The organism is Streptomyces sp. LN549, assembly GCF_043203805.1.
Taxonomy (GTDB): Bacteria; Actinomycetota; Actinomycetes; order Streptomycetales; family Streptomycetaceae; genus Streptomyces.
This window is the reverse complement of sequence record NZ_JAZHRI010000002.1, coordinates 8,096,305-8,116,285: the sequence shown is the minus strand read 5'-3', so window position 1 is coordinate 8,116,285 and position 19,981 is coordinate 8,096,305. Positions and strand designations below refer to the sequence as shown.

The 19,981-nt window shown below is 71.2% G+C and carries 18 protein-coding genes; 8 read left to right on the top strand and 10 right to left on the bottom strand.

Annotated features, from left to right (window positions below; genetic code table 11):
• Window positions 1-29: 29 nt before the first annotated feature.
• Window positions 30-506, bottom strand: coding sequence for a macro domain-containing protein (locus SH922_RS36065; RefSeq protein ID WP_393062752.1), 477 nt, complete (start codon window positions 504-506; stop codon window positions 30-32).
• A 128-nt stretch (window positions 507-634) separates the two neighbouring features.
• On the opposite strand from SH922_RS36065, the gene SH922_RS36060 reads away from it, so the two are divergent.
• Window positions 635-1,366, top strand: coding sequence for a MerR family transcriptional regulator (locus SH922_RS36060; RefSeq protein WP_393062751.1), 732 nt, complete (start codon window positions 635-637; stop codon window positions 1,364-1,366).
• 45 nt (window positions 1,367-1,411) lie between these two features.
• Here SH922_RS36060 and SH922_RS36055 read toward each other — a convergent pair whose 3' ends face one another.
• The 4 genes from SH922_RS36055 to SH922_RS36040 all read right to left on the bottom strand — a co-directional run bounded on the left by SH922_RS36055 (window position 1,412) and on the right by SH922_RS36040 (window position 7,240).
• Window positions 1,412-3,583 carry a 3-hydroxyacyl-CoA dehydrogenase NAD-binding domain-containing protein gene (locus SH922_RS36055; protein WP_393062750.1) on the bottom strand — a complete coding sequence of 724 codons (2,172 nt, stop codon included), beginning with the start codon at window positions 3,581-3,583 and terminating at the stop codon, window positions 1,412-1,414.
• A gap of 31 nt (window positions 3,584-3,614) precedes the next feature.
• Window positions 3,615-4,829 carry an acetyl-CoA C-acetyltransferase gene (locus SH922_RS36050; RefSeq protein ID WP_393062749.1) on the bottom strand — a complete coding sequence of 405 codons (1,215 nt, stop codon included), beginning with the start codon at window positions 4,827-4,829 and terminating at the stop codon, window positions 3,615-3,617.
• 108 nt (window positions 4,830-4,937) lie between these two features.
• Entirely contained in the window at window positions 4,938-6,080 is a 1,143-nt protein-coding gene (locus tag SH922_RS36045) for an acyl-CoA dehydrogenase family protein (protein WP_393062748.1), read from the bottom strand.
• Window positions 6,080-7,240 carry a CaiB/BaiF CoA transferase family protein gene (locus SH922_RS36040; RefSeq protein ID WP_393062747.1) on the bottom strand — a complete coding sequence of 387 codons (1,161 nt, stop codon included), beginning with the start codon at window positions 7,238-7,240 and terminating at the stop codon, window positions 6,080-6,082. Before SH922_RS36040 ends, SH922_RS36045 begins: the two co-directional genes overlap by 1 nt.
• Window positions 7,241-7,444: 204 nt before the next feature.
• Here SH922_RS36040 and SH922_RS36035 point away from each other — a divergent pair, with 204 nt between their 5' ends.
• Window positions 7,445-8,635 carry a saccharopine dehydrogenase family protein gene (locus SH922_RS36035; protein ID WP_393062746.1) on the top strand — a complete coding sequence of 397 codons (1,191 nt, stop codon included), beginning with the start codon at window positions 7,445-7,447 and terminating at the stop codon, window positions 8,633-8,635.
• A 36-nt stretch (window positions 8,636-8,671) separates the two neighbouring features.
• Here the strand turns inward: SH922_RS36035 and mmpA are convergent, their stop codons facing one another.
• Window positions 8,672-8,815, bottom strand: a complete 144-nt coding sequence (gene mmpA, locus SH922_RS36030; RefSeq protein WP_393062745.1) for a morphogenic membrane protein MmpA — start codon at window positions 8,813-8,815, stop codon at window positions 8,672-8,674.
• A gap of 81 nt (window positions 8,816-8,896) precedes the next feature.
• Window positions 8,897-9,574 (bottom strand): endonuclease V, encoded by a 678-nt coding sequence (locus SH922_RS36025; RefSeq protein WP_393062744.1) that lies wholly within the window; start codon window positions 9,572-9,574, stop codon window positions 8,897-8,899.
• A 43-nt stretch (window positions 9,575-9,617) separates the two neighbouring features.
• Here SH922_RS36025 and SH922_RS36020 point away from each other — a divergent pair, with 43 nt between their 5' ends.
• Window positions 9,618-9,911 (top strand): YciI family protein, encoded by a 294-nt coding sequence (locus SH922_RS36020; protein ID WP_393062743.1) that lies wholly within the window; start codon window positions 9,618-9,620, stop codon window positions 9,909-9,911.
• Window positions 9,912-9,918: 7 nt separating this feature from the next.
• Here the strand turns inward: SH922_RS36020 and SH922_RS36015 are convergent, their stop codons facing one another.
• Complete coding sequence (locus SH922_RS36015) at window positions 9,919-11,010, bottom strand: oxidoreductase (protein ID WP_393062742.1); 1,092 nt, start codon at window positions 11,008-11,010, stop codon at window positions 9,919-9,921.
• A 186-nt stretch (window positions 11,011-11,196) separates the two neighbouring features.
• Here SH922_RS36015 and SH922_RS36010 point away from each other — a divergent pair, with 186 nt between their 5' ends.
• Window positions 11,197-11,613 (top strand): SsgA family sporulation/cell division regulator, encoded by a 417-nt coding sequence (locus SH922_RS36010; RefSeq protein ID WP_393062741.1) that lies wholly within the window; start codon window positions 11,197-11,199, stop codon window positions 11,611-11,613.
• Window positions 11,614-11,923: 310 nt separating this feature from the next.
• Window positions 11,924-13,555: an ABC-F family ATP-binding cassette domain-containing protein gene (locus SH922_RS36005; RefSeq protein ID WP_393062740.1), complete on the top strand. Its 1,632-nt coding sequence runs from the start codon at window positions 11,924-11,926 to the stop codon at window positions 13,553-13,555.
• A gap of 34 nt (window positions 13,556-13,589) precedes the next feature.
• Here the strand turns inward: SH922_RS36005 and SH922_RS36000 are convergent, their stop codons facing one another.
• Window positions 13,590-14,039 carry an ATP-binding protein gene (locus SH922_RS36000; protein ID WP_393062739.1) on the bottom strand — a complete coding sequence of 150 codons (450 nt, stop codon included), beginning with the start codon at window positions 14,037-14,039 and terminating at the stop codon, window positions 13,590-13,592.
• Window positions 14,040-14,219: 180 nt separating this feature from the next.
• Here SH922_RS36000 and SH922_RS35995 point away from each other — a divergent pair, with 180 nt between their 5' ends.
• The 3 genes from SH922_RS35995 (at window position 14,220) to SH922_RS35985 (ending at window position 16,526) form a co-directional block, all read left to right on the top strand.
• The gene (locus SH922_RS35995; protein ID WP_393062738.1) at window positions 14,220-15,071 is read left to right on the top strand and encodes a helix-turn-helix domain-containing protein; all 852 of its coding nucleotides are present in this window, start codon (window positions 14,220-14,222) and stop codon (window positions 15,069-15,071) included.
• Window positions 15,072-15,082: 11 nt separating this feature from the next.
• On the top strand, window positions 15,083-15,274 hold the full coding sequence (locus SH922_RS35990; RefSeq protein WP_393062737.1) for a hypothetical protein: 192 nt from the start codon (window positions 15,083-15,085) through the stop codon (window positions 15,272-15,274).
• A 277-nt stretch (window positions 15,275-15,551) separates the two neighbouring features.
• Window positions 15,552-16,526, top strand: a complete 975-nt coding sequence (locus tag SH922_RS35985) for an acyl-ACP desaturase (RefSeq protein ID WP_393062736.1) — start codon at window positions 15,552-15,554, stop codon at window positions 16,524-16,526.
• Window positions 16,527-16,610: 84 nt separating this feature from the next.
• Here SH922_RS35985 and SH922_RS35980 read toward each other — a convergent pair whose 3' ends face one another.
• On the bottom strand, window positions 16,611-19,967 hold the full coding sequence (locus tag SH922_RS35980; protein WP_393062735.1) for a hypothetical protein: 3,357 nt from the start codon (window positions 19,965-19,967) through the stop codon (window positions 16,611-16,613).
• Window positions 19,968-19,981: the final 14 nt, after the last annotated feature.

Sequence of the window (19,981 nt, the reverse complement as noted above, 5' to 3'; positions counted from 1 at the left end):
GTTATCCGGCATGATCCAAACGAGAGGCCCTAGTCGAAGTCGTACACCGTCACCGGTATGTCCCGCCCGGTCAGTCGCTTCTCGATCAGCGGCTCGATCCGGGACCACTTCCCGCCCGCCAGCCCGCAGCCGATCCGCGGCATGTGGACCGAGGCCCCCAGCTCAAGGCTCCTGTCGGCCACCGCCCCCAAAGCCGTGTCGATCGCCTCGTAACGCACCGGGACCCCGTTGCTCCCTGTGCGCATCCCCCGCTGGCCCACGGTGTTCGCCACCCAGATGTACGGGGTCACCTGCACGAACTGCACGGCGCCGAGGGCGAAGTCGTTGCCCGCGCGCTCCCGGTGCCATCGGCGGTAGGCCGCTTCGGGTTCGGGCCAGCGACGCGAGAGGGCCAGGACGAATCCCTTCCCCCAGCCGCCGAGGTCGTTGCAGACATGGACGATCATCTTGACGCCCTTGCCATGGGGAGCGGTCGCGTCGCCCCGTATGTAAGTGATCTCGGACATGACGTCAGGCTAAGTGCTCCCACCGACAGCCGGGCTCTTTCACATCACTGGTGAGACAGCAATACTGTTGCACCGAGTGAGGTGCACGCACACAACGGCCCACCCGTCGGCGGACACGAGGAGCAGACATGGCGACCGAGGCCGAGGAGCCGACGCTCACCGTCGACGAACTGGCGGCGCGCGCCGGGGTGACCGTGCGCACGGTGCGTTTCTACAGCACGCGTGGACTGCTGCCGCCCCCGGTCATCGGGCCGCGCCGGGTCGGGCACTACGGGCACGAGCACCTCTCCCGGCTGGCGCTCATCGAGGAGCTTCAGCACCAGGGCATGACGCTCGCCGCGATCGAACGCTATCTGGAACAACTGCCGCCCGGTCTGAGCGCCCACGACCTCGCCATCCACCGGGCGCTGGTGGCTTCGTGGTCGCCCGATTCGGCGGAGGACGCGACCCGCACGGAACTGGAGCGACGCGCAGGGCGGCCGTTGTCCCAGCAGGACATCGACAGGCTGGCCGCGATGGGTGTGCTGGAGCGGTCCGGCCCGGGGGACGGCGTGTTCCGGCTGGATCCTGGGCTGCTGCGGCTCGGCGTGGAGCTGCTCGAAGTGCCCATCGCACACGAGACGATTCTCGCCGCCCGCACGGTCCTGCTGGAGCACACCCGCTCTGTCGCGCACGAGCTGAGCCGGCTGTTCCGGGACGAGGTGTGGGGTCCGTACCGGGAGCGGGAGTCCGATCCGGAACACCTCAAGGCCATGAAGTCCCTGTCCGCGCACATGCAGCCGCTCGTGCTGCAGGCGCTGGTGACCGCGTTCCAGCGCTCGCTCAAGGAGGAGCTGCGGGCCGCCTTCGCGGCCGAGTAGCAGCCTGACGGGCCGCACCGGTGGATGCGGCCCGTCGCGGCGGCGTCAGTCGTGGAAGGTCTCGCCCTTCTGCGCCTTCTCCACGAGCAGATCGGGCGGCAGGAACCGGTTGCCGTACCGCTCGGCGAGTTCCCGGGCGCGGGCCACGAATCCGGGCAGGCCGCCCTCGTAGCCGTTGATGTACTGGAGCACGCCGCCGGTCCATGCCGGGAAGCCGATCCCCATGATGGAGCCGATATTGGCGTCGGCGACGGTGATCAGGACGTTCTCCTCCAGGCAGCGGACACTGTCCAGGGCCTCCGAGAAGAGCATCCGCTCCTGCATGTCGGTGAACGAGATGTCGGTGTCGGGCTTCGTGAAGTGCTCGCGAAGGCCTGGCCACAGGCGGGTGCGCTTCCCGTTCTCGTCGTACTCGTAGAAGCCCGCGCCGCCGCTGCGTCCGGGGCGGCCGAACTCGTCGACCATCCGGTCGATGACCTCGTCCGCGGGGTGGCCTGCCCAGTTGCCGCCCGTCTCCTCGACGGCGCGCCGGGTCTCGTTGCGGATCTTGCGGGGCAGGGTGAGCGTCAGCTCGTCCATCAGGGAGAGCACCTTGGCCGGGTAGCCCGCCTGGGCGGCGGCCTGCTCGACGGACGCCGGCTCGACGCCCTCGCCGACCATGGCGACGCCCTCGTTGATGAACTGTCCGATGACGCGCGAGGTGAAGAAGCCGCGCGAGTCGTTGACGACGATCGGCGTCTTCCTGATCCGCCGGACCAGGTCGAAGGCGCGGGCCAGGGCCTCGTCGCCGGTCTTCTCACCCTTGATGATCTCGACCAGCGGCATCTTGTCGACGGGCGAGAAGAAGTGCAGCCCGATGAAGTCGACGGGGCGCGAAACCCCTTCGGCCAGCACCGTGATGGGCAGCGTGGAGGTGTTGGAGCAGAGCAGGGCGTCCGGCTCGATGATGTCCTGGATCTCCTGGAACACCTTGTGCTTGAGCGCGGTGTCCTCGAACACGGCCTCGATGACGGCGTCGCAGCCGGCGAGGTCGGCCGGGTCGCCGGTCGGGGTGATGCGGGCCAGCAGCTCGTCGCGCTCGGCCTCGGTCGTACGGCCCCGGGAGAGCGCCTTGTCGAGCAGCTTCTCGCTGTACGCCTTGCCCTTCGCGGCGGCCTCCGTGGAGACGTCCTTGAGGACGACGTCGATGCCGGCCCGGGCGCAGGAGTAGGCGATGCCCGCGCCCATCATCCCGGCGCCGAGGACTGCGACCTTGCGGACCTGACGCTCCTCCACGCCCTTGGGGCGGCTGGCGCCGGAGTTGACGGCCTGGAGGTCGAAGAAGAACGCCTGGATCATGTTCTTCGAGACCTGGCCCGTGACCAGCTCGGTGAAGTAGCGGGCCTCGATGGTGAGCGCGGTCTCGAAGTCGACCTGCGAGCCCTCGACGGCCGCGGCCAGGATGTTGCGCGGTGCGGGCATCGGGGCGCCGGCGAGCTGCTTCTTCAGGTTGGACGGGAAGGCCGGCAGGTTGGCGGCGAACTTCGGGTTCGACGGGGTGCCGCCGGGGATCCGGTAGCCCTTGACGTCCCAGGGCTGCTGGGATTCGGGGTTCGCGTCGATGAAGGCGCGTGCCTTCTCCAGCATCTCCTCGCGGGTGGCGGCGACCTCGTGGACCAGGCCGTTCTCCAGGGCGCGCTGCGGGGTGTACTGGGTTCCCTGGAGCAGGACCTTGAGCAGCGCGTCGGCGATGCCCATCAGGCGTACGGTGCGGGTCACGCCACCGCCGGCGGGCAGCAGGCCGAGGGTGACCTCGGGCAGGCCGATGCGGGAGCCGGGGGCGTCGAGGGCGACGCGGTGGTGGGAGGCGAGGGCGATCTCGTAACCGCCGCCCAGGGCAGCTCCGTTGATCGCCGCGACGACGGGCTTGCCGAGGGTCTCGATGCGGCGCAGCGAACTCTTGATCGCGGTGCCGGTGTCGAACGCCGCCTGGGCGTTCTCGGGGCCGACCTTGATCATGTCCTTGAGGTCGCCGCCGGCGAAGAAGGTCTTCTTGGCGGAGGTGTAGATGATGCCGCGGATGGAGTCCTTCTCGGCCTCGGCGCGGTCGGCGACGGCCGCGATGGAGTCCCTGAAGGCCTGGTTCATCGTGTTGGCGGACTGGTTGGGGTCGTCGAGTACGAGGGTGACGACGCCGGTCTCGTCCTGTTCCCAGCGAATGGTCGTGCTCTCGGTCATTTGCTTGTCTTCTCCGTAGGAAGGGGAACGGTCAGAGACGCTCGATGACGGTGGCGATGCCCATGCCGCCGCCGACGCAGAGTGTGGCGAGGCCGTAGCGCTTGTCCTGGCGCTCCAGTTCGTCGATGAGCGTGCCGAGGATCATCGCGCCGGTGGCGCCGAGCGGGTGGCCGAGCGCGATGGCGCCGCCGTTGACGTTGATCTTGTCGAGGGAGAGCCCCATGTCGCGGGCGAAGCGCAGCACGACGCCGGCGAAGGCCTCGTTGATCTCGACGAGGTCGATGTCGTCGATGGTCAGCCCGGCCTTGGCGAGCGCCTTGCGGGTGGCGGGCGCGGGGCCGGTGAGCATGATGGTGGGCTCGGAGCCGGAGACGGCGGCGGAGACGATCCGGGCGCGCGGGGTGAGGCCGTAGCGCTCGCCGATCTCCTTCGAGCCGATCGCGACGAGGGCGGCTCCGTCGACGATGCCGGAGGAGTTGCCCGCGTGGTGGACGTGGTCGATCCTCTCCACCCAGTGGTACTTCTGGAGCGCCACCGCGTCGAAGCCGCCCATCTCGCCGATCGCCGCGAACGACGGCTTGAGCGAGGCGAGGGAATCGGCGGTGGTACCGGGCCGCATGTGCTCGTCGTGGTCGAGGACGACGAGGCCGTTGCGGTCCTTGACGGGGACGACGGAACGCGCGAAGCGGTTGTCCTTCCACGCCTCGGCGGCCCGCTCCTGCGACAGGGCGGCGAACTCGTCGACGTCGCGGCGCGAGAACCCCTCGATGGTCGCGATGAGGTCGGCGCCGATGCCCTGCGGTGCGAACCCGGTCTCGTAGTTCGTCATCGGGTCCATCGCCCAGGCGCCGCCGTCGGAGCCCATCGGGACACGGGACATCGACTCGACGCCGCCCGCGAGGATGAGGTCCTCCCAGCCCGAACGGACCTTGGCGGCTGCCAGGTTGACGGCCTCCAGGCCCGATGCGCAGAAGCGGTTCTCCTGGACGCCGGCGACGGTGTCGGGAAGGCCCGCCGCGATCGCGGCGATGCGCGCGATGTCGGACCCCTGATCGCCGAGCGGGCTGACCACGCCGAGGACGATGTCGTCGATGGCCGCCGGGTCCAGGCCCGGGAAGCGGCCGCGGAGCTCGTGGATCAGGCCGACGACGAGGTCGATCGGCTTGGTGCCGTGCAGGGCCCCGTTGGCCTTGCCGCGGCCGCGCGGGGTGCGGATCGCGTCGTAGACGAATGCTTCGGTACTCAAGACAGCTGCCTTTCGAGGGTGGTGGCGCAACAGGGTCGGGCAAGCAGGGGTCGGGCAGGAGCAGGGGCCGGGCACAACGACTCGGCCGGCCGGGGCGGGCGAGCGGGGTCAGGCCAGCAGCGAACGGCCGATGATCTCCTTCATGATCTCGGTCGTTCCGCCGTAGATGGTCTGGATGCGGCCGTCGGTGAACGCCCTGGCCACGGGATACTCCGCCATATAGCCGTATCCGCCGTGCAGTTGGAGGCACCGGTCGGCGACGCGTTTCTGCAGTTCGGTCGCCCACCACTTCGCCATGGAGGCGTGCACGGCGTCGAGCGTCCCTTCCGAGTGGTCGACGATGCACCGGTCGAGGAAGGCCCGGGTGACGGCGCACTCGGTGGCCATCTCCGCGATCTCGAAGCGGATGTGCTGGAGCTTGGACAGCGGCCGCCCGAAGGCCTCGCGCTCCTTGACGTACGTGGTGGTGATCTCCAGGAGGTGTTCGGCGGCGGCGATCCCGGCGACGGCTATCCCCATCCGTTCCTGGGCGAGGTTGGTCATCAGGTGGATGAAGGCGCCGTCGAGCTCACCGAGGAGGTTCTCCTTGGGGACTCGCACGTCGTTGAAGAACAGCTCGGCGGTGTCCTGGGACTTCTGGCCGATCTTGTCGAGGTTGCGGCCCCGCTCGAAGCCCTCGGCGCCACGCTCGACGACGATGAGCGAAAGTCCCTTGGCGCCGCCCTCGGGGGTCGTCTTCGCGACGACGACCACCAGGTCGGCGAGGATGCCGTTGGAGATGAACGTCTTGGAGCCGTTGAGCAGCCAGTGGTCGCCCTTGTCCTCGGCGGTGGTCCGGATGCCCTGGAGGTCGGAGCCGGCGCCCGGTTCGGTCATCGCGATGGCGGTGATGATCTCGCCGCTGCAGAAGCCGGGAAGCCAGCGCCGCTTCTGCTCCTCGGTGGCGAGGCCGGTCAGATAGGGGCCGATGATGTCGTTGTGCAGCCCGAGCGCGAGACCGGGGGCGCCTGCCCGGGTGAACTCCTCGGCGAGGACGGCGCTGTAGCGGAAGTCGGTGTTCCCGCCGCCCCCGTACTCCTCGGGTACGGCGAGGCCGAGCAGCCCCTGCCGTCCGGCGGCGAGCCAGGCCCGGCGCGAGACGATGCCGTCCTTCTCCCACTGTTCGTAGTGCGGGAGGACCTCCTTCGTCAGGAAGGTGCGGACGGTCTCGCGGAACGCGTCGTGCTCTTCGGTGAAGATCTGCCGCTGCATCAGTCGGTCGTGTCCTTCCGGGTGGTCCGCAGGGCCGGTACGCCCCAGTCGGCGGCGACGGCATCGGTGTCCGCGCCCGGCTGTGCCGGTCCGCTGTGCACCGAGGCGGGCGTGGCCGAGAACCTGGGCGCGGGCGCGGGCTGGGTGAGTGCGCCGTGCTCGACGAAGGTGGAGCGGGCGGCGAGGTGTGGGTGGTGCGGTGCCTCGCGAAGGGAGAGAACCGGTGCCACACAGGCGTCCGAGCCGTCGAAGACCTCGGTCCACTCGGTGCGGGTACGGGTGCGGAACCGGGCGGCGACGACGCTGCGCAACTCGTCCCAACGCGCGATGTCACCCCGGTCGGGGGCCGTCTCCCCGATGCCGAGGAGCTCGGTGAACTCCGCGTAGAACCGCTTCTCGAGCGGGCCGACCGCCATGTACTCGCCGTCCGCGGTCTCGTACGAGCCGTAGAAGGGGCAGCCGCCGTCCAGCAGGTTGGAGCCGCGCCTGTCCTGCCAGCCGCCGGCCTGCAGCATGCCGTGGATCATCATGGTGAGGTGCGCGGTGCCGTCGACGATCGCCGCGTCGACGACCTGTCCGCGGCCGCCCGGGGTCCGGGCGTGCTGGAGGGCGGCGAGGACGCCGACGACGAGGTAGAGCGAGCCGCCCGCGTAGTCGCCGAGCAGGTTGGCCGGGACGGTGGGCGGCTCCCCCGGTTTGCCGATCATGGAGAGGGCGCCGGTGACGGCGATATAGGCGATGTCGTGTCCGGCCCGCTCGGCGAGGGGACCGTCCTGGCCCCACCCGGTCATGCGTCCGTAGACGAGCTGCGGATTGCGGGCCAGGCAGGCGTCCGGGCCCACTCCCAGGCGTTCGGCGACGCCGGGCCGGTAGCCCTCGATCAGGACGTCGGCGCGTTCGACCAGGTCCAGGACCGTGCCCGGGCCGGATGCGGCCTTGAGGTCGACGAGGACGGACCGCTTGTTGCGGTTGGTGAGGTCGCGGGCCGGATCGATGCCGAGGCCGGCGCCCCCGGGCCGGTCGACCCGCACCACGTCGGCGCCCAGATCGGCCAGGAGCATCGCGGCGAACGGGCCGGGCCCGATGCCCGCCAGTTCGACCACGCGCACCCCGGCCAGTGGGCCGCGCGGAGCGTGCGAGCCGTTCCCTGTCGTTGCCATCGAGCCCCCAGCGGTGTGACACAACCGATGTAACATCGATGATGCTAAGAACGCACCGCGCTCCGCACAACCCTTTGGAGCGAGCAAGCGCTTAGTTGTTCCCTTGGGATCCTCCCTCATGAAGCCTCCCCGGCCGCACAGCGCCACGGCCGGCTCCGCTACCCTCTGCCTGCTACATCGGCGCCGGCCCCTGCGGAGGCACTCGTGAACAGGCAGAACGGGGCATCACGCCCCTATGACGTTGTCCTCTTCGGCGCCACCGGTTTCGTGGGTGTGCTCACCGCCGAGTATCTGGCGGCCCATGCCCCGGACGGCTGCCGCTGGGCCCTGGCCGGCCGCAACCGCGCCAAGCTGGAACAGCTGCGCAACCGCCTCACCGCGCTGCATCCGCACTGCGCGGACCTCCCGCTGCTGCACGCCGACGCCGACGACGCGGACACGCTGCGCGCACTCGCCGAGTCCACCCATGTGGTGGCGACGACCGTGGGCCCGTACGTCTGGTACGGGGAGAAGCTGGTCGCCGCCTGCGCCGAGGCGGGCACGGACTACACGGACCTCTCGGGCGAGCCGGAGTTCGCCGACCGGATGTATCTGGAGCACGACGCCCGGGCGCGCGAGACCGGCGCCCGGATCGTGCACGCCTGCGGTTTCGACTCCGTACCGCACGATCTCGGTGTGTACTTCACCGTCCGGCAGCTGCCCGAGGACGTCCCGCTCCGCATCGACGGATTCGTCCGCTCCAACGCCGTCTTCTCGGGCGGTACGTTCGCCTCCGCGCTCACGGCCATGGGCCGTGGGCCGCAGATGCTGCGCGCCGCCAAGGAACGCCGGCTGCACGAGCCGCGGCTGGTCGCCCGTCGCGCCCGCGCGCCGCTCGGCGGGCCGCGCTTCAGCACGGAGACCGGCACCTGGGCGCTGCCGTTGCCGACGCTCGACGCTCAGATCGTGGAGCGCTCGGCCCGCGCACTCCCCCGCTACGGCCCCGATTTCCGCTATCGGCACTACGCCTCGGTCAAGCATCTGCCGGTGGCCCTGGGCGGCACGGCGGCGCTGGGCGCCCTGCTCGGCGCGGCGCAACTGCCGGCCGTACGGAACTGGCTGATGGACCGCTACGAGCCCGGGTCCGGCCCGGACCAGGAGCGCCGCCGTCGGAGCTGGTTCACGGTCCGGTTCGTCGGCGAGGGCGGCGGCCGCCGGGTCTTCACCGAGGTGTCGGGCGGCGATCCGGGCTACGACGAGACGGCGAAGATGCTGGCGGAGTCGGCGCTGAGCCTGGCACTGGACGAGCTTCCCCTCACATCGGGGCAGGTCACCACGGCCGTCGCGATGGGTGACGCGCTGCTGGAACGGCTGCGCGTGGCCGGTCTGCGCTTCCGGGTGGCGGCCGTACGCTGACCTGCCGGCGGGCGGACCCGGCCGGGCGCAGGCGGCCTAGAAGATCCAGGAGGCCAGGGTGTAGAGCATCGCCCCGGCCCAGACGAAGCCGACCGCACCCCCGATCAGCATGCCCAGCGCCACACGGTGCTGAGCGGGGTGAAGGGGTGCGGTTCGGGCTGTTGAGCGAGATGCGTTCATGCGTCCAGAGTGCCGACCATGATCGACAGGCGCTATCCGTACGGATACTCAGACGCCCCGGCACCGGGTCCGCACCGGCCCTCAGGCGGTGGCCTCCCGGAGCACCCGCCGGCACAGCGCGTCGGCCCGGCGGGTCGTCTCCGGCTGACGGAAGTCCCGGGCCAACAGCAGCGTGTGCGCGCAGGCGTTGTCCAGGCCGGTGCGGTGTCCGACCGAGACGTAGACCGGTTTGGTGCCGTCCTGGGTGCGCAGCGCCTGCCCCACCACCTCGTCCCCGTCGAGCAGCGGCGACCGGTCGCCGCGGTGGGGGCCTGGCTGTTCGTACGAGAAGGTGAACGGGTTCTTCGCGACGCCGATGACGGGGAGCCCGGTGAGCACGCCCAGATGGCTGGCGAGGCCGAAGCGGCGCGGGTGCGCCCGTCCGTAGCCGTCGCAGACGACGAGACCCGGGTCGACGGACAGGGACTCCAGGGCGGCCAGCACGGTGGGGATCTCGCGGAAGGCGAGGAGTCCCGGGATGTAGGGGAAGGTGACCTGCCCCACGGCGGTGGACTCGGCCACCACCTCCAGCGTGGCCGCGTCGAGCACGACGGCCGCCGCCACGACGACGTCGCGCTCGTCGTCGTAGGCGACGTCGACGCCGGTCACCCGGCCGGTGCCCGGCGGCGGTCCCGGCTCGTCGAGCACCACCCGGGCGCGCAGGGTGTCCTGGAGTGCGCGGGCCTCAGCCTCGTCGGCGGGCATCGGAAGTGTTGTCATGATGCCGGTCAGCTTAGGGCGCGGCTCCCGTAGCCTTGCGATCATGTTCGTACTTGAGCTGTCCTACACCGCCCCGCTGGACCGTGTCGATGCGCTGATGAAGGATCACGTCGCCTGGCTCGACGCCCAGTACACCGCAGGAGTCTTCATCGCATCCGGCCGCAAGAACCCCCGCGACGGCGGGGTGATTCTCGCGGTCGGGGACGACCGGACCGAGATCGAGAGGCTCGCTGCATCCGACCCCTTCGTCGTGAACGGCGTCTGCGCGTACCGGATCACGGAGTTCATCGCGACGAAGACGTCGGACGCGCTCGCTCCGTACCGCCAGCAGTTGTAGCCGCCCGTCAGCGGATGGCTGCGCGGGCGGCCCGCCCCTTTTCACCGGCCGCCCAGCAGCTCCCGTCCGCGGTGCAGTCGACCGTGTCGTACGACCCGGTGCCGACCGTGCGCCAGGTGCGGCCGCCGTCCGTGGTGAGGTCGGTGCCGGTCGGGCCGACCGCCAGTGCGGCCGACCGGCTGTGCGGCAGCCAGGCGACGCCCGAGCGGTAGGCGACGGGCGGCGCCTGGGACGGCCGCCAGCCGCGGCCCCCGTCCGAGGTGACGGCCGAGGCCCGGGGCGACAGCTGGTCGGCGCGGAAGTCGCCGCCGACCGCGATGCCGTGGGTGCGGTCCCGGAAGGCCAGACCGAAGACACCTCGGGCCGGGTCCCCGGCCGGGATCGGCGATGCGGTCGCGGTCCAGGTCAGCCCGCGGTCGCCCGAGTGCAGGACCCGGGCGGTGGCCGCCCCGCCCGTCGCCAGCCAGACGTCCTTCGGACCGACGCTGACCAGGCACTGCCCACTAGCCGCGAACCCTGCCTCGCCCGCTTGGGCCTGCGGCATGCCGGCGCTGGGCAGCACGTTCCAGCTGCGGCCGCCGTCGGCGGTGGACAGGATCCGGAACCGCCCGTCCACGGGGTCGCTCATGGCGAGGCCGTGGCGGCTGTCGAAGAACGTGAGGCAGTCGTAGAAGGCGCGTGGGTCGGTGTTGCGGAAGGACTCGGTCCAGGTGGCCCCGCCGTCGTCCGTGCGCAGCACCCGGGAGGCCTCGCCCTCGGCGATGGCCAGGGCGACCGCCCGCCGGGCGTCGAAGGCCTCGATGTCGCGGAACTCCAGCCCCGCGTCGGCCGCACCGGGAGGCGAGACGTCGCGCCAGTGCCGGCCGCCGTCCGTGGTGCGCAGCACGGTGCCCTTCGAGCCCGCGAGCCACGCCGTGCGGCTGCTGACGGCCGCGAGCCCGCGGAAGCGGGCGTCGGTCCCGGTGTCGGTGGGCGTCCAGGCCGGTCCGTGCCGTTCGCCGGGTGCCGCGTGGGCCGCGGGTGCGGCCAGAGCGGCGGCCAGCGCGGCCCCGCACAGTCCCAGTGACATCAGTCGTCGCGTCTTCCCCAAGGCCCTCATGGCGCTGGAAGCTAACCCACGGGCCACTCCCCGTCCAGGGTGCATCGCGGGGAAACGGGCACGTGATGATCAGGCAGCGGTGTGCGGTGACGCAGCTCACGCCGTGCTCCGGTGCACGAATCGGCGAGTTGCGTCGTCTGTATGAGTGCCGGGAACCGTTCATCCGGTCGCGAGAGGGAGCAGGTCTTGTCCACCGTTATCGAACAGTCCGTGAAGGCCCGCATGGTCGCATCCGCACCGCAGATGGAGACGCTTCCCGCGGTCCTGAGTTACGACCGCACGGATCCCTTCGCCGTACGCATGGCATTCCCCGCGCCGGCGACTCTGGAGGGTACCGAGGTGTCCTGGGAGTTCTCCCGGGAGCTGCTGGCAGCGGGGATGGACGCAGCGGCGGGGGTCGGGGACGTACGCGTCAGACCCTTCGGGTACGACCGTACGGTGCTGGAGTTCCACGCTGCGGAGGGAATCGCCATGGTGCACGTGCGCACGGCAGAGCTTCGCCGTTTCCTGCGGCGCGCACAGGAGCTGGTCCCCGCGGGGGACGAGCACCGCTTCCTGGACCTGGACCGGAGCCTGACGGATCTGCTCGACGGTTCCTGCTGAGCCGGGGCCCGCGCGGGACCGGGGCCCGCTAATTCGCTTGCCCCGTCCCGCGGCCCGCCGTACCTTCGTTGTTGTCCTTGTTGTCGCCGATAGGAGTAGGACGTTGCTCGTCTGAGGTCTTGAGACACCGTGTTGCGCGCCGTGTCATGTCTGCACATGTCCGCGTGCCCGAGTGTGACCTCAGCTCTTCGAGCCGTCCTCCGCGACCAGGGCCTTCCTTCTCTCCACTTCCGGAATTTCTTCCGTGGAATGCCAGTGACCGGTGTCTCGCCCCGTTGCCCCTGTCCTTCCTCGCAACCGGGAGATCCTTGTGTCTACCCCCCTTACCCACATCACCTGCTCGTCGCTCTCCTTCGCATGGCCCGACGGCAGCCCGGTCCTCGACGACTTCCATCTCACCGTGGGGCCCGGCCGCACCGGGCTCATCGGGCTCAACGGCTCGGGCAAGTCGACGCTGCTGCGGCTGATCGCAGGTGAACTCACTCCCGCCGATGGCCACATCAGGACGGCGGGCGAGGTCGGTTACCTGCCGCAGAACCTGGTCCTGGACACCGCGTTGCGCGTCGACGCCGCCCTGGGCATCGCCGGGACCCGTGCGGCGCTGCACGCCATCGAGGCGGGCGATGTCGGCGAGGAACGGTTCGCCGCCGTCGGTGACGACTGGGACGTGGAGGAGCGGGCGCTCGCCACGCTCGACCAGCTCGGCCTCGGCCACATCGGGCTCGACCGCACGATCGGTGAGATGTCGGGCGGCGAGTGCGTGCTGCTGCGCCTGGCGGCGCTGCTGCTGGCCCGGCCGGACGTGCTGCTGCTCGACGAACCGACGAACAACCTGGATCTGTACGCACGCCGCCGCCTCTACGCGGCGGTCGACGCGTGGAACGGCGTGCTCGTCGTCGTCAGCCACGACCGGGAACTCCTGGAGCGGGTCGACCAGATCGCCGATCTGCGGGACGCCTCGGTCACCTGGTACGGCGGGAACCTCTCGGCGTACGAGGAGGCGCTCGCCGTGGAGCAGGAGGCCGCCGAGCGGTTGGTGCGGGTCGCCGAGGCCGATGTGCACCGCCAGAAGCGCGAACTCGCCGAGGCACAGGTCAAGCTGGCACGGCGCAAGCGCTACGGACAGAAGATGCAGGAGAGCAAACGCGAACCGAAGATCGTCATGGGCGCCCGCAAGCGCGCCGCCCAGGAGTCAGCGGGCAAGCACCGCATCATGCACGCGGAGAGACTGGCCGAGGCGAAGGAGCGCCTCGACGACGCTGTCGAAGCGGTGCGGGACGACGCCGAGATCAGGGTCGAACTGCCGCACACCAAGGTCCATCCGGGCCAGGGCGTGCTGATGCTGAGCGGTCTGGAACTGGCCTACGGGGCACGGGTGCAGGGTTCGTTCGAGGTGCGCGGGCCGGAGCGCATCGCGCTGGTCGGACGCAACGGTGCGGGGAAGACCACGCTGCTGCGGACACTGGCCGGCGAGCTGGCACCGGTGTCCGGCGAGGCCTCGGTGCAGTTGCCGATGCGCTTTCTGCCGCAGCGGCTGGATGTGCTGGACGACGAGTTGAGCGTGGTGGAGAACGTGGCACGGTTCGCACCGGATGCCACGGACAACCGGATCAGGGCGCGACTGGCACATTTCCTGTTCAGGGGTGCACGGGCGGACCGGCCTGCCGGGACCCTGTCGGGCGGTGAGCGGTTCCGTGCGGCTCTGGCCGCGCTGCTGCTGGCCGAGCCTGCGCCTCAGCTGCTGATGCTGGACGAGCCGACGAACAACCTGGACATGGCGAGCGTGCACCGGCTGACGGCGGCACTCGATTCGTACGAGGGAGCGCTGATCGTGGCGAGCCACGACGTGCCGTTCCTCGAATCGATCGGCATCACGCGCTGGCTGCTGCTCGACGGTGGGCTCCGGGACACGACGGCCGAGGAGGTACGCACCGGCCTGTGACACACAGGGGCACGGGGCGATGGGTCCGCGGGGGCTAGCAGTGGAGTAACGCCCAGGTCTTGGAGCCGCCGGAGGCAGTCAGCGCGGGGGCCAGCCCCCAGTCCCCGCCGTGTGCGTCCACCGCGGCAGCCAGCAGCCACATGCTGGCGCTGCGGTGTTCACGGCATTCCTCGGACTTCTCGGGCGATTCATGGGCCGGGTGCTGGTCGTAGAGGGTGATCCGCAGCGCGTCGAACTGCCAGTGGACCCGCAGGAGCATCTCCCGGTCCGGGGTGAAGCGATAGGCGGCCGCGACCAGTTCCGAGGTGGCGAGGACCGCCGTCTCGGCCAGTTCGGCGAGACCGTGCCGGGTGAGCAGTTCGTCCACGGCGCGGCGGGCGAGGCCCGCGCAGAAGGCGCCGCCCGGAAGGGCGAACGAGTAGCTGAGGTTGTCCGCCGCCGGCGGTTGTGGTCCGGCGGGTGCGAGGGCCGGAAGACAACGCAATGCGCCCTTCATCAAGTGCTGCTCACATTTCTCGTACGTGTGGTGACGATCACACACAGGGCCGCGGTTGCCCCGTGTGAGACTTGCACTACCGACCGTAGCGCACGACTGGAGCACAGTGCTACTACTTGTGTGGTTCCGGTCATTTCGACACCCCCCACCCCGCGGAGGACACACACCGTGCCACCCAGAAGCACCCCGACCGCACGGCAACAACGCCTCGGGCACGAACTGCGCAAGCTGCGCGAGCAGTCAGGGATGACGGCACAGCAGGCCGCGGCGCTGCTCGGGGTCGACCGCACCCGCATCCCGAACGTCGAGTCCGGCAGGTTCGGCATCAGCGCCGAGCGGGTCCGCACCCTGGCCTTCAACTACGGCTGCCCGGACACCGGCCTCGTGGACCTGCTGGCCGAGATGGCACAGGAGCGGGCCCGGGGCTGGTGGGAGGAGCATCGCGGCCTGCTGCTGCCCAGCCTGCTGGACATCGCCGAACTCGAGTTCCACGCAGTGGAGTTGGTTACCGCCACCACCACGCACATCCCCGGCCTGCTGCAGACCGAGGAACACGCGCGGGCGGTCTTCGACACCGCTGACCCCCAGCTCCCGGGCCCCGATCTGATAGCCCGGCTCTCCCTGCGGCTACGCCGCCAGGAGGTGCTCGAACGCGACCGGCCGCCGCTGTACGAGGCGGTGATCCACGAGGCCGCGCTGCGCATGCAGTTCGGCGGCCCCAAGGTCACGCGGGCGCAGCTGGAACACATTCTCGACCAGTCCGAGCGCGACCGGATCACGGTCCGGGCCATCCCGTTCGCGGCAGGCGGTTTCCCCGGAGCCGGACAGTCGTTCACCTATGTCGGCGCAGCGGTCCCGCAACTCGATACCGTGCAGCTCGATTCCTCGCACGGTTCGATGCTGCTGGACGCGGATATGCAACTGCGCCGGTACCGGGGCCTTTTGGAGCGCCTGCGCACGCTCGCGCTGCCCGTCGAGGAATCGCGCGACTTCATCCGATGCATAGCCCAGGACCTCTGAGGAGAGAGATCATGAAGGAAATCTGCTGGGACGAGGCGTTCTGCAGCGAGGGCGCGAACTGCTTCCGTTTCGGACTCGACGACCAGGGCCGCGCCTACATCGGCTCCACGACCGACACGGCCACCTATGTCAGCGACTCCATGGAGGCGCTGCAGGCGCTGATCTTCGCGGTGAAGGCGGGCGCGGCTGACCATCTGCTCTGATCCGGCCCATCCCGACCGTGCCCCTCGTGCGCTGCGCTCCGAGTACGCCGACTGTTCAGAGCTCATCACCACCGGGGGCCCGGCCCGGCCGATTATTCGATTTCGCGCGCCTCGTCGCTACCTGCCTGACCCTCCGTATATACGTCTGACCTGCACTTATGACACTACGTGAACGATTGTCGCCCGGACGGGCTTGGCGGAGGCCTTACCGCCGCTTTAACCTACGGTCTCGTAACCTACGAAGCCGTAGGTAATTCTCCCGTCCCCAGGAGCCCCCGTGACGATCACCTCTCCCCACCTCGGCAGTTCACAGGCGTGGACCGACGCCCAGCTGCTGTACGCGCTGGAAGAGGTGGTGGAGAAGGAACTCAACCGCCATCTCAAGGTCGCCAAGGACTGGATGCCCCACGAGTACGTTCCGTTCTCCGACGGCCGGAACTTCCCCGGCATCTTCGAGGACGGCCAGGCCTGGCAGGCCGAGCAGTCCAAGGTCACGGACATCGGCAAGATCGCCCTGGTCGTGAACCTGCTGACCGAGGACAACCTCCCCAGCTACCACCACGAGATCGCCTCGCTCTTCGGCCGCGACGGAGCCTGGGGCACCTGGGTGCACCGCTGGACGGCCGAGGAGGGCCGCCACGGCATCGTGATGCGCGACTACCTGCTCACTTCGCGCGCGGTGGACCCGGACAAGCTGGAGCAGTTCCGGATGGCGCACATGGCGGAGGGCTTCGAGTCCGACAACCGCCACTCGATGCTGCACTCCGTGGCGTACGTGGCCTTCCAGGAGCTGGCGACCCGGGTGTCGCACCGCAACACCGGACACCAGTCGGGCGACCCCGTCTGCGACCGCATGCTGGCGCGGATCGCGACCGACGAGAACCTGCACATGGTGTTCTACCGCAATCTCCTCGGCGCGGCCTTCGAGCTCGCCCCGGACCTGACGATGCAGTCCGTGCGCGACGTCGTCGTGAACTTCCGGATGCCCGGCCACGGCATGCCCGGGTTCGAGCGGGCCGCCGCCCAGATGGCGATCGGCGAGATCTACAACATGCGGATCCACCACGACGACGTCATCCAGCCGGTGCTGCGCTACCTGAAGGTGCTGGACATCGACGGCCTGGGCCCGGACGGACTCAAGGCCCAGGAGGAGCTCGGTCTGTACATGAACGGGCTGGACAGCGAGGCGTCGAAGTTCGACGAGAAGCTCGCCGCGCGCAAGGCACGCCTGGCGGCCCGCGCCCAGGCCTGACGGCCGGCACCACATGGCCCGACGGGGCGGGCCGCCCCGACGCCCGCCCCCGTTCGCATCCCGGCAGTCCCCTCCGGGCTGCACTCATTCGCGCACGGTCACCTCCGCGTAGGCGGCGTCGCGCACATCCGCGTCCGGGTGGCGTCGCAGCAGCCTCAGCTGGGTGCGCCACGGCCCGCTCCAGCCGGTCCACCGGCCGGCCGTCGCCGCGAGCTCCACGGCCATGTGGCCATGGGCAGGGCCACCGTCCTCGGCAAGGCGTGCCACGAGCGCGAGGAGCGTTCCCGAGCCGTCCTCGCCGTGCGACGCCCCGATCCGTGTGCCGAGCACACCCGCCGTCCGGGCGGCGAGCACCGGACGGCCGTCGTGCAGCCGGGCCAGCCGGTCCAGGGCGGTGTACAGGGCGTCGGGCCCCGCATCCGGATCGACGGCCCTCACCAGGAGCTCCGCGGCCTGCGGTACGTGGTCCCGGTGGCGGGCGAGCAGTTCCCCGGCGGCGCCCAGCACGGGACGCAGTGCGTCGTCGGTGCGCGCCCCCGCCGACGCGGCGAGCCGGTTCACGAGGTGGACGACCCGCTGCCGCCCCGGCCGGTCGCGCTCGCTGCCCGCGTCGTCCATGGCCACGGCGTCGGCGAGCGTGCGCAGCGCCCGCATGAGCGCCTGCGCCGCCTCGGCCGCAGCGGGTGCGGCGGTCACCAGCGCGTCCGCGGCCGACCGCCAGGAGCGGCGGCGGGCGAGATCCGTCGTCGCGGCCACCAGCACATCGCAGGCACCCGGCGCCCACGGCATCCAGCGGGCCACCACGGCGTGGGCCGACGCCGCGAGTTCCTCGTCGTCGGTCTCGCACACCTCCCGTATCAGGCCCGCGTAGCGGGGACGGTACGGCGCGGGCAGGCTCATGGGCCGCACCCGCATTACGGCGGTGCGCAGTACGGCGGTGCCGGTTGCCGCGCCCGTGAGCAGGTCCCACATCCGCTCGTCGCCGAGCAGCCCGGTGCCGCAGGCCACGGCGGCAGCCCGCACGTCGGGGTGCTGGCCGGGCAGCCCGTACGCCTCGGCGACCAGCGCGGCGGCCTGTGGCCGGGGCAGCCGGGTCGCGGCGAGCCGTACGGCCTCCTTGCGGGCGGTCACCTTGCCGGTGCCCGGTGCGAGCCGCGCGCGCAGCAGGGGCCCGAGCACGGAGGGGCGGACGTCCTGCGAGGCTCGGCCGGCCGCGAAGACGGCGACCCTGGCGCGGTCACCCCCGCTGTGGGCGAGCAGCACCGCCAGCACGTCCGGCGCCCGGTCCGTCCCGCCCAGTGCCGTGAGAGCGGCCTCCGCGAGCACCACGTCCTCGGAGCCGGTCCAGCCGAGCGCGGCTTCGGCTCCGGTCGAGGGGATGCGGGCCAGTGAGCCGATCGCGGCGGCCCGGGTGTACAGCGGCAGCTTCTCGTCCCGCGCGGCCCGCTCCAGGGCACGCAGCGCCGCGCGCCGCTGGCGGGGCACCCAGCGGCGGACCCCGGCGTCGGGCGCCACGGTCCACGGTGTGCCGTGCGGCAGGAACCGGCCGTACGGCGGCGGATCGCCGAGATACGGGTCGAGGAGGTCGGTGCGGCAGCCGGTGAGAACGCGCAGCACCTCGGGCAGGGCTCCGGCGGAGGATTCGACGGCCAGGAGCCGCTCCACGCGCACACTGCGGTGTGCGACAGGCTCCAGCCACAGCCCCACCGCGGTCCGCGCGGCGCTGTTCTCCCCGAAGCGCACGGCCTGCCACAGGAGGTCCTGCAACTCGGGCAGTCCGGCCGCGCGACGGCCGAGCGCCCTGGCCAGCGCGAACACGAGCCCGTAGTCGGCCTTCTCCGCGCCCGCCTCCAGCCAGGGCCTGAGCGCCTCGAACACGTCGGCCTCCTGGCCGCGGCGCAGGGTCCGGTCGAGCCGTCCGAGGTCCGCTCCCCCGGTGTTCCCGGAGATCCGGACCAGGGTGCGCAGTGCCCAGTTGACGAGGGCGCGCTGCCCTGTCGCGGCGTGCTCGCGCAGCAGGCGCAGCGCGAGGGTGCTCAGGGCGTGCCGGGTGGCGTGCGAGGAGTCCCGGGCCTCGACGGCGTCGGCGGCGATCCGGTCCAGGGCGGGTTCCGCTGCGTCGGTGAAGAGACCTGCCGGGACGGCCGCCAGCGCGTGGAGGCCGACCGAACGGACCGGGTCCTGTTCGTTGCGCAGCCGTTCCATGTCGGCGAGCACGTCCGCCAGGTTGTCCGGGGCCCCCGCGCGCCCCGCGTTGCCGATGAGCAGCGACCAGGCCTGCGCCCGGTCCTCGGCGACGGGCGCGCGAGTGGCGGCGGTCAGACGCTCGCGCACCTCGGCGACCGGCAGATACGACTCCGCGATCAGGACGGTGCGCCGGGCCTCTCCGCGGTCGGCCGCCAGCCGGGCGGCGCGCCGGGCCTCTTCGGCGACAGCGCTGCGCGGCAGCGCGTCGAGCAGCACAGTGTCCACGGTGAGGTGGTTCCCCTCGCCTCGTCCGGCCATGACCGAGGTGCAGAAGGCACCGCGGCGCCCCGGCGGGAGGGCGGCAAGCAGGCGGGCGAGTGCCCTGGAGTCCAGAGCCATGGCCCGGCCGAGCTCCACCAGGAGCCCTTCGGGCGCGGTGCGGGCCAGCCGGTACAGGACGCTTCGCCCCAGGACGGCGCCCCGCAGCTCCGGTCGGGCCCCCGGACGCAGCAGGAGGCGGACGAGCCGGTCGGGGCCGGCCGCGGCGAGTGCCCCGAGGCGGCTGGTCAGCGGCCACGGCAGGGTGGCGGGAGCGAAGCGTTCGAGCAGATCGAGGACCCGCTCCGGGAGGGGCGCGACGGTAGCGGCGACCCCGGCGGCGTACCGCTGCCACCACTCGCCGAGGTGCGGCTCGGGCAGCGCCGCCAGGTGCCGCTCGCAGGTGTCGAGGAGGAGGCCCGGATGCCGGCGCCCGAGGCCGCCCCAGCCGCGCACGGCATGCAGCAGTTCGGGCAGCAGCCTGGCCGCGGTCCCCGGCGTGCACCCCGGCAGCAGCACGGTGGCTTCCGCGTCGCCCCAGTTCGCGCGAACCTCGTCGATCAGCCGGTCGGCGAGGTCGGCCCGCCCGTCGGCGACCACGGCCCGCAGGAGGCGGCGGCGCGCGGTGCGCGGGACATCGTCGAGGATGTCCCCGTACGCCTCGTCCGGTACGCCGAGGCTGTGCGCGACGCGCAGGGCGTGCCCCTGCACGAAGGGGTCCCGGTCAGCGAGGTGCGCCGCGATCCAGTCCCGGTCCCCTCCCACGGCCGCGGCGACGACCGCGGTCTCCCGCTCGTACGCATCGCCCCTGTCCAGTTCGTCCAGAACGGCACGCAGCCCTCCCGAAGCGGACAAAACACGCGCCCGTGCGGCGAGTTCACGCATGCGCTGCGGATACGGGAGCGGGTCGAGGGCGTTCAGCAGGGCATCGGTCATGGGGCGATTGTGCC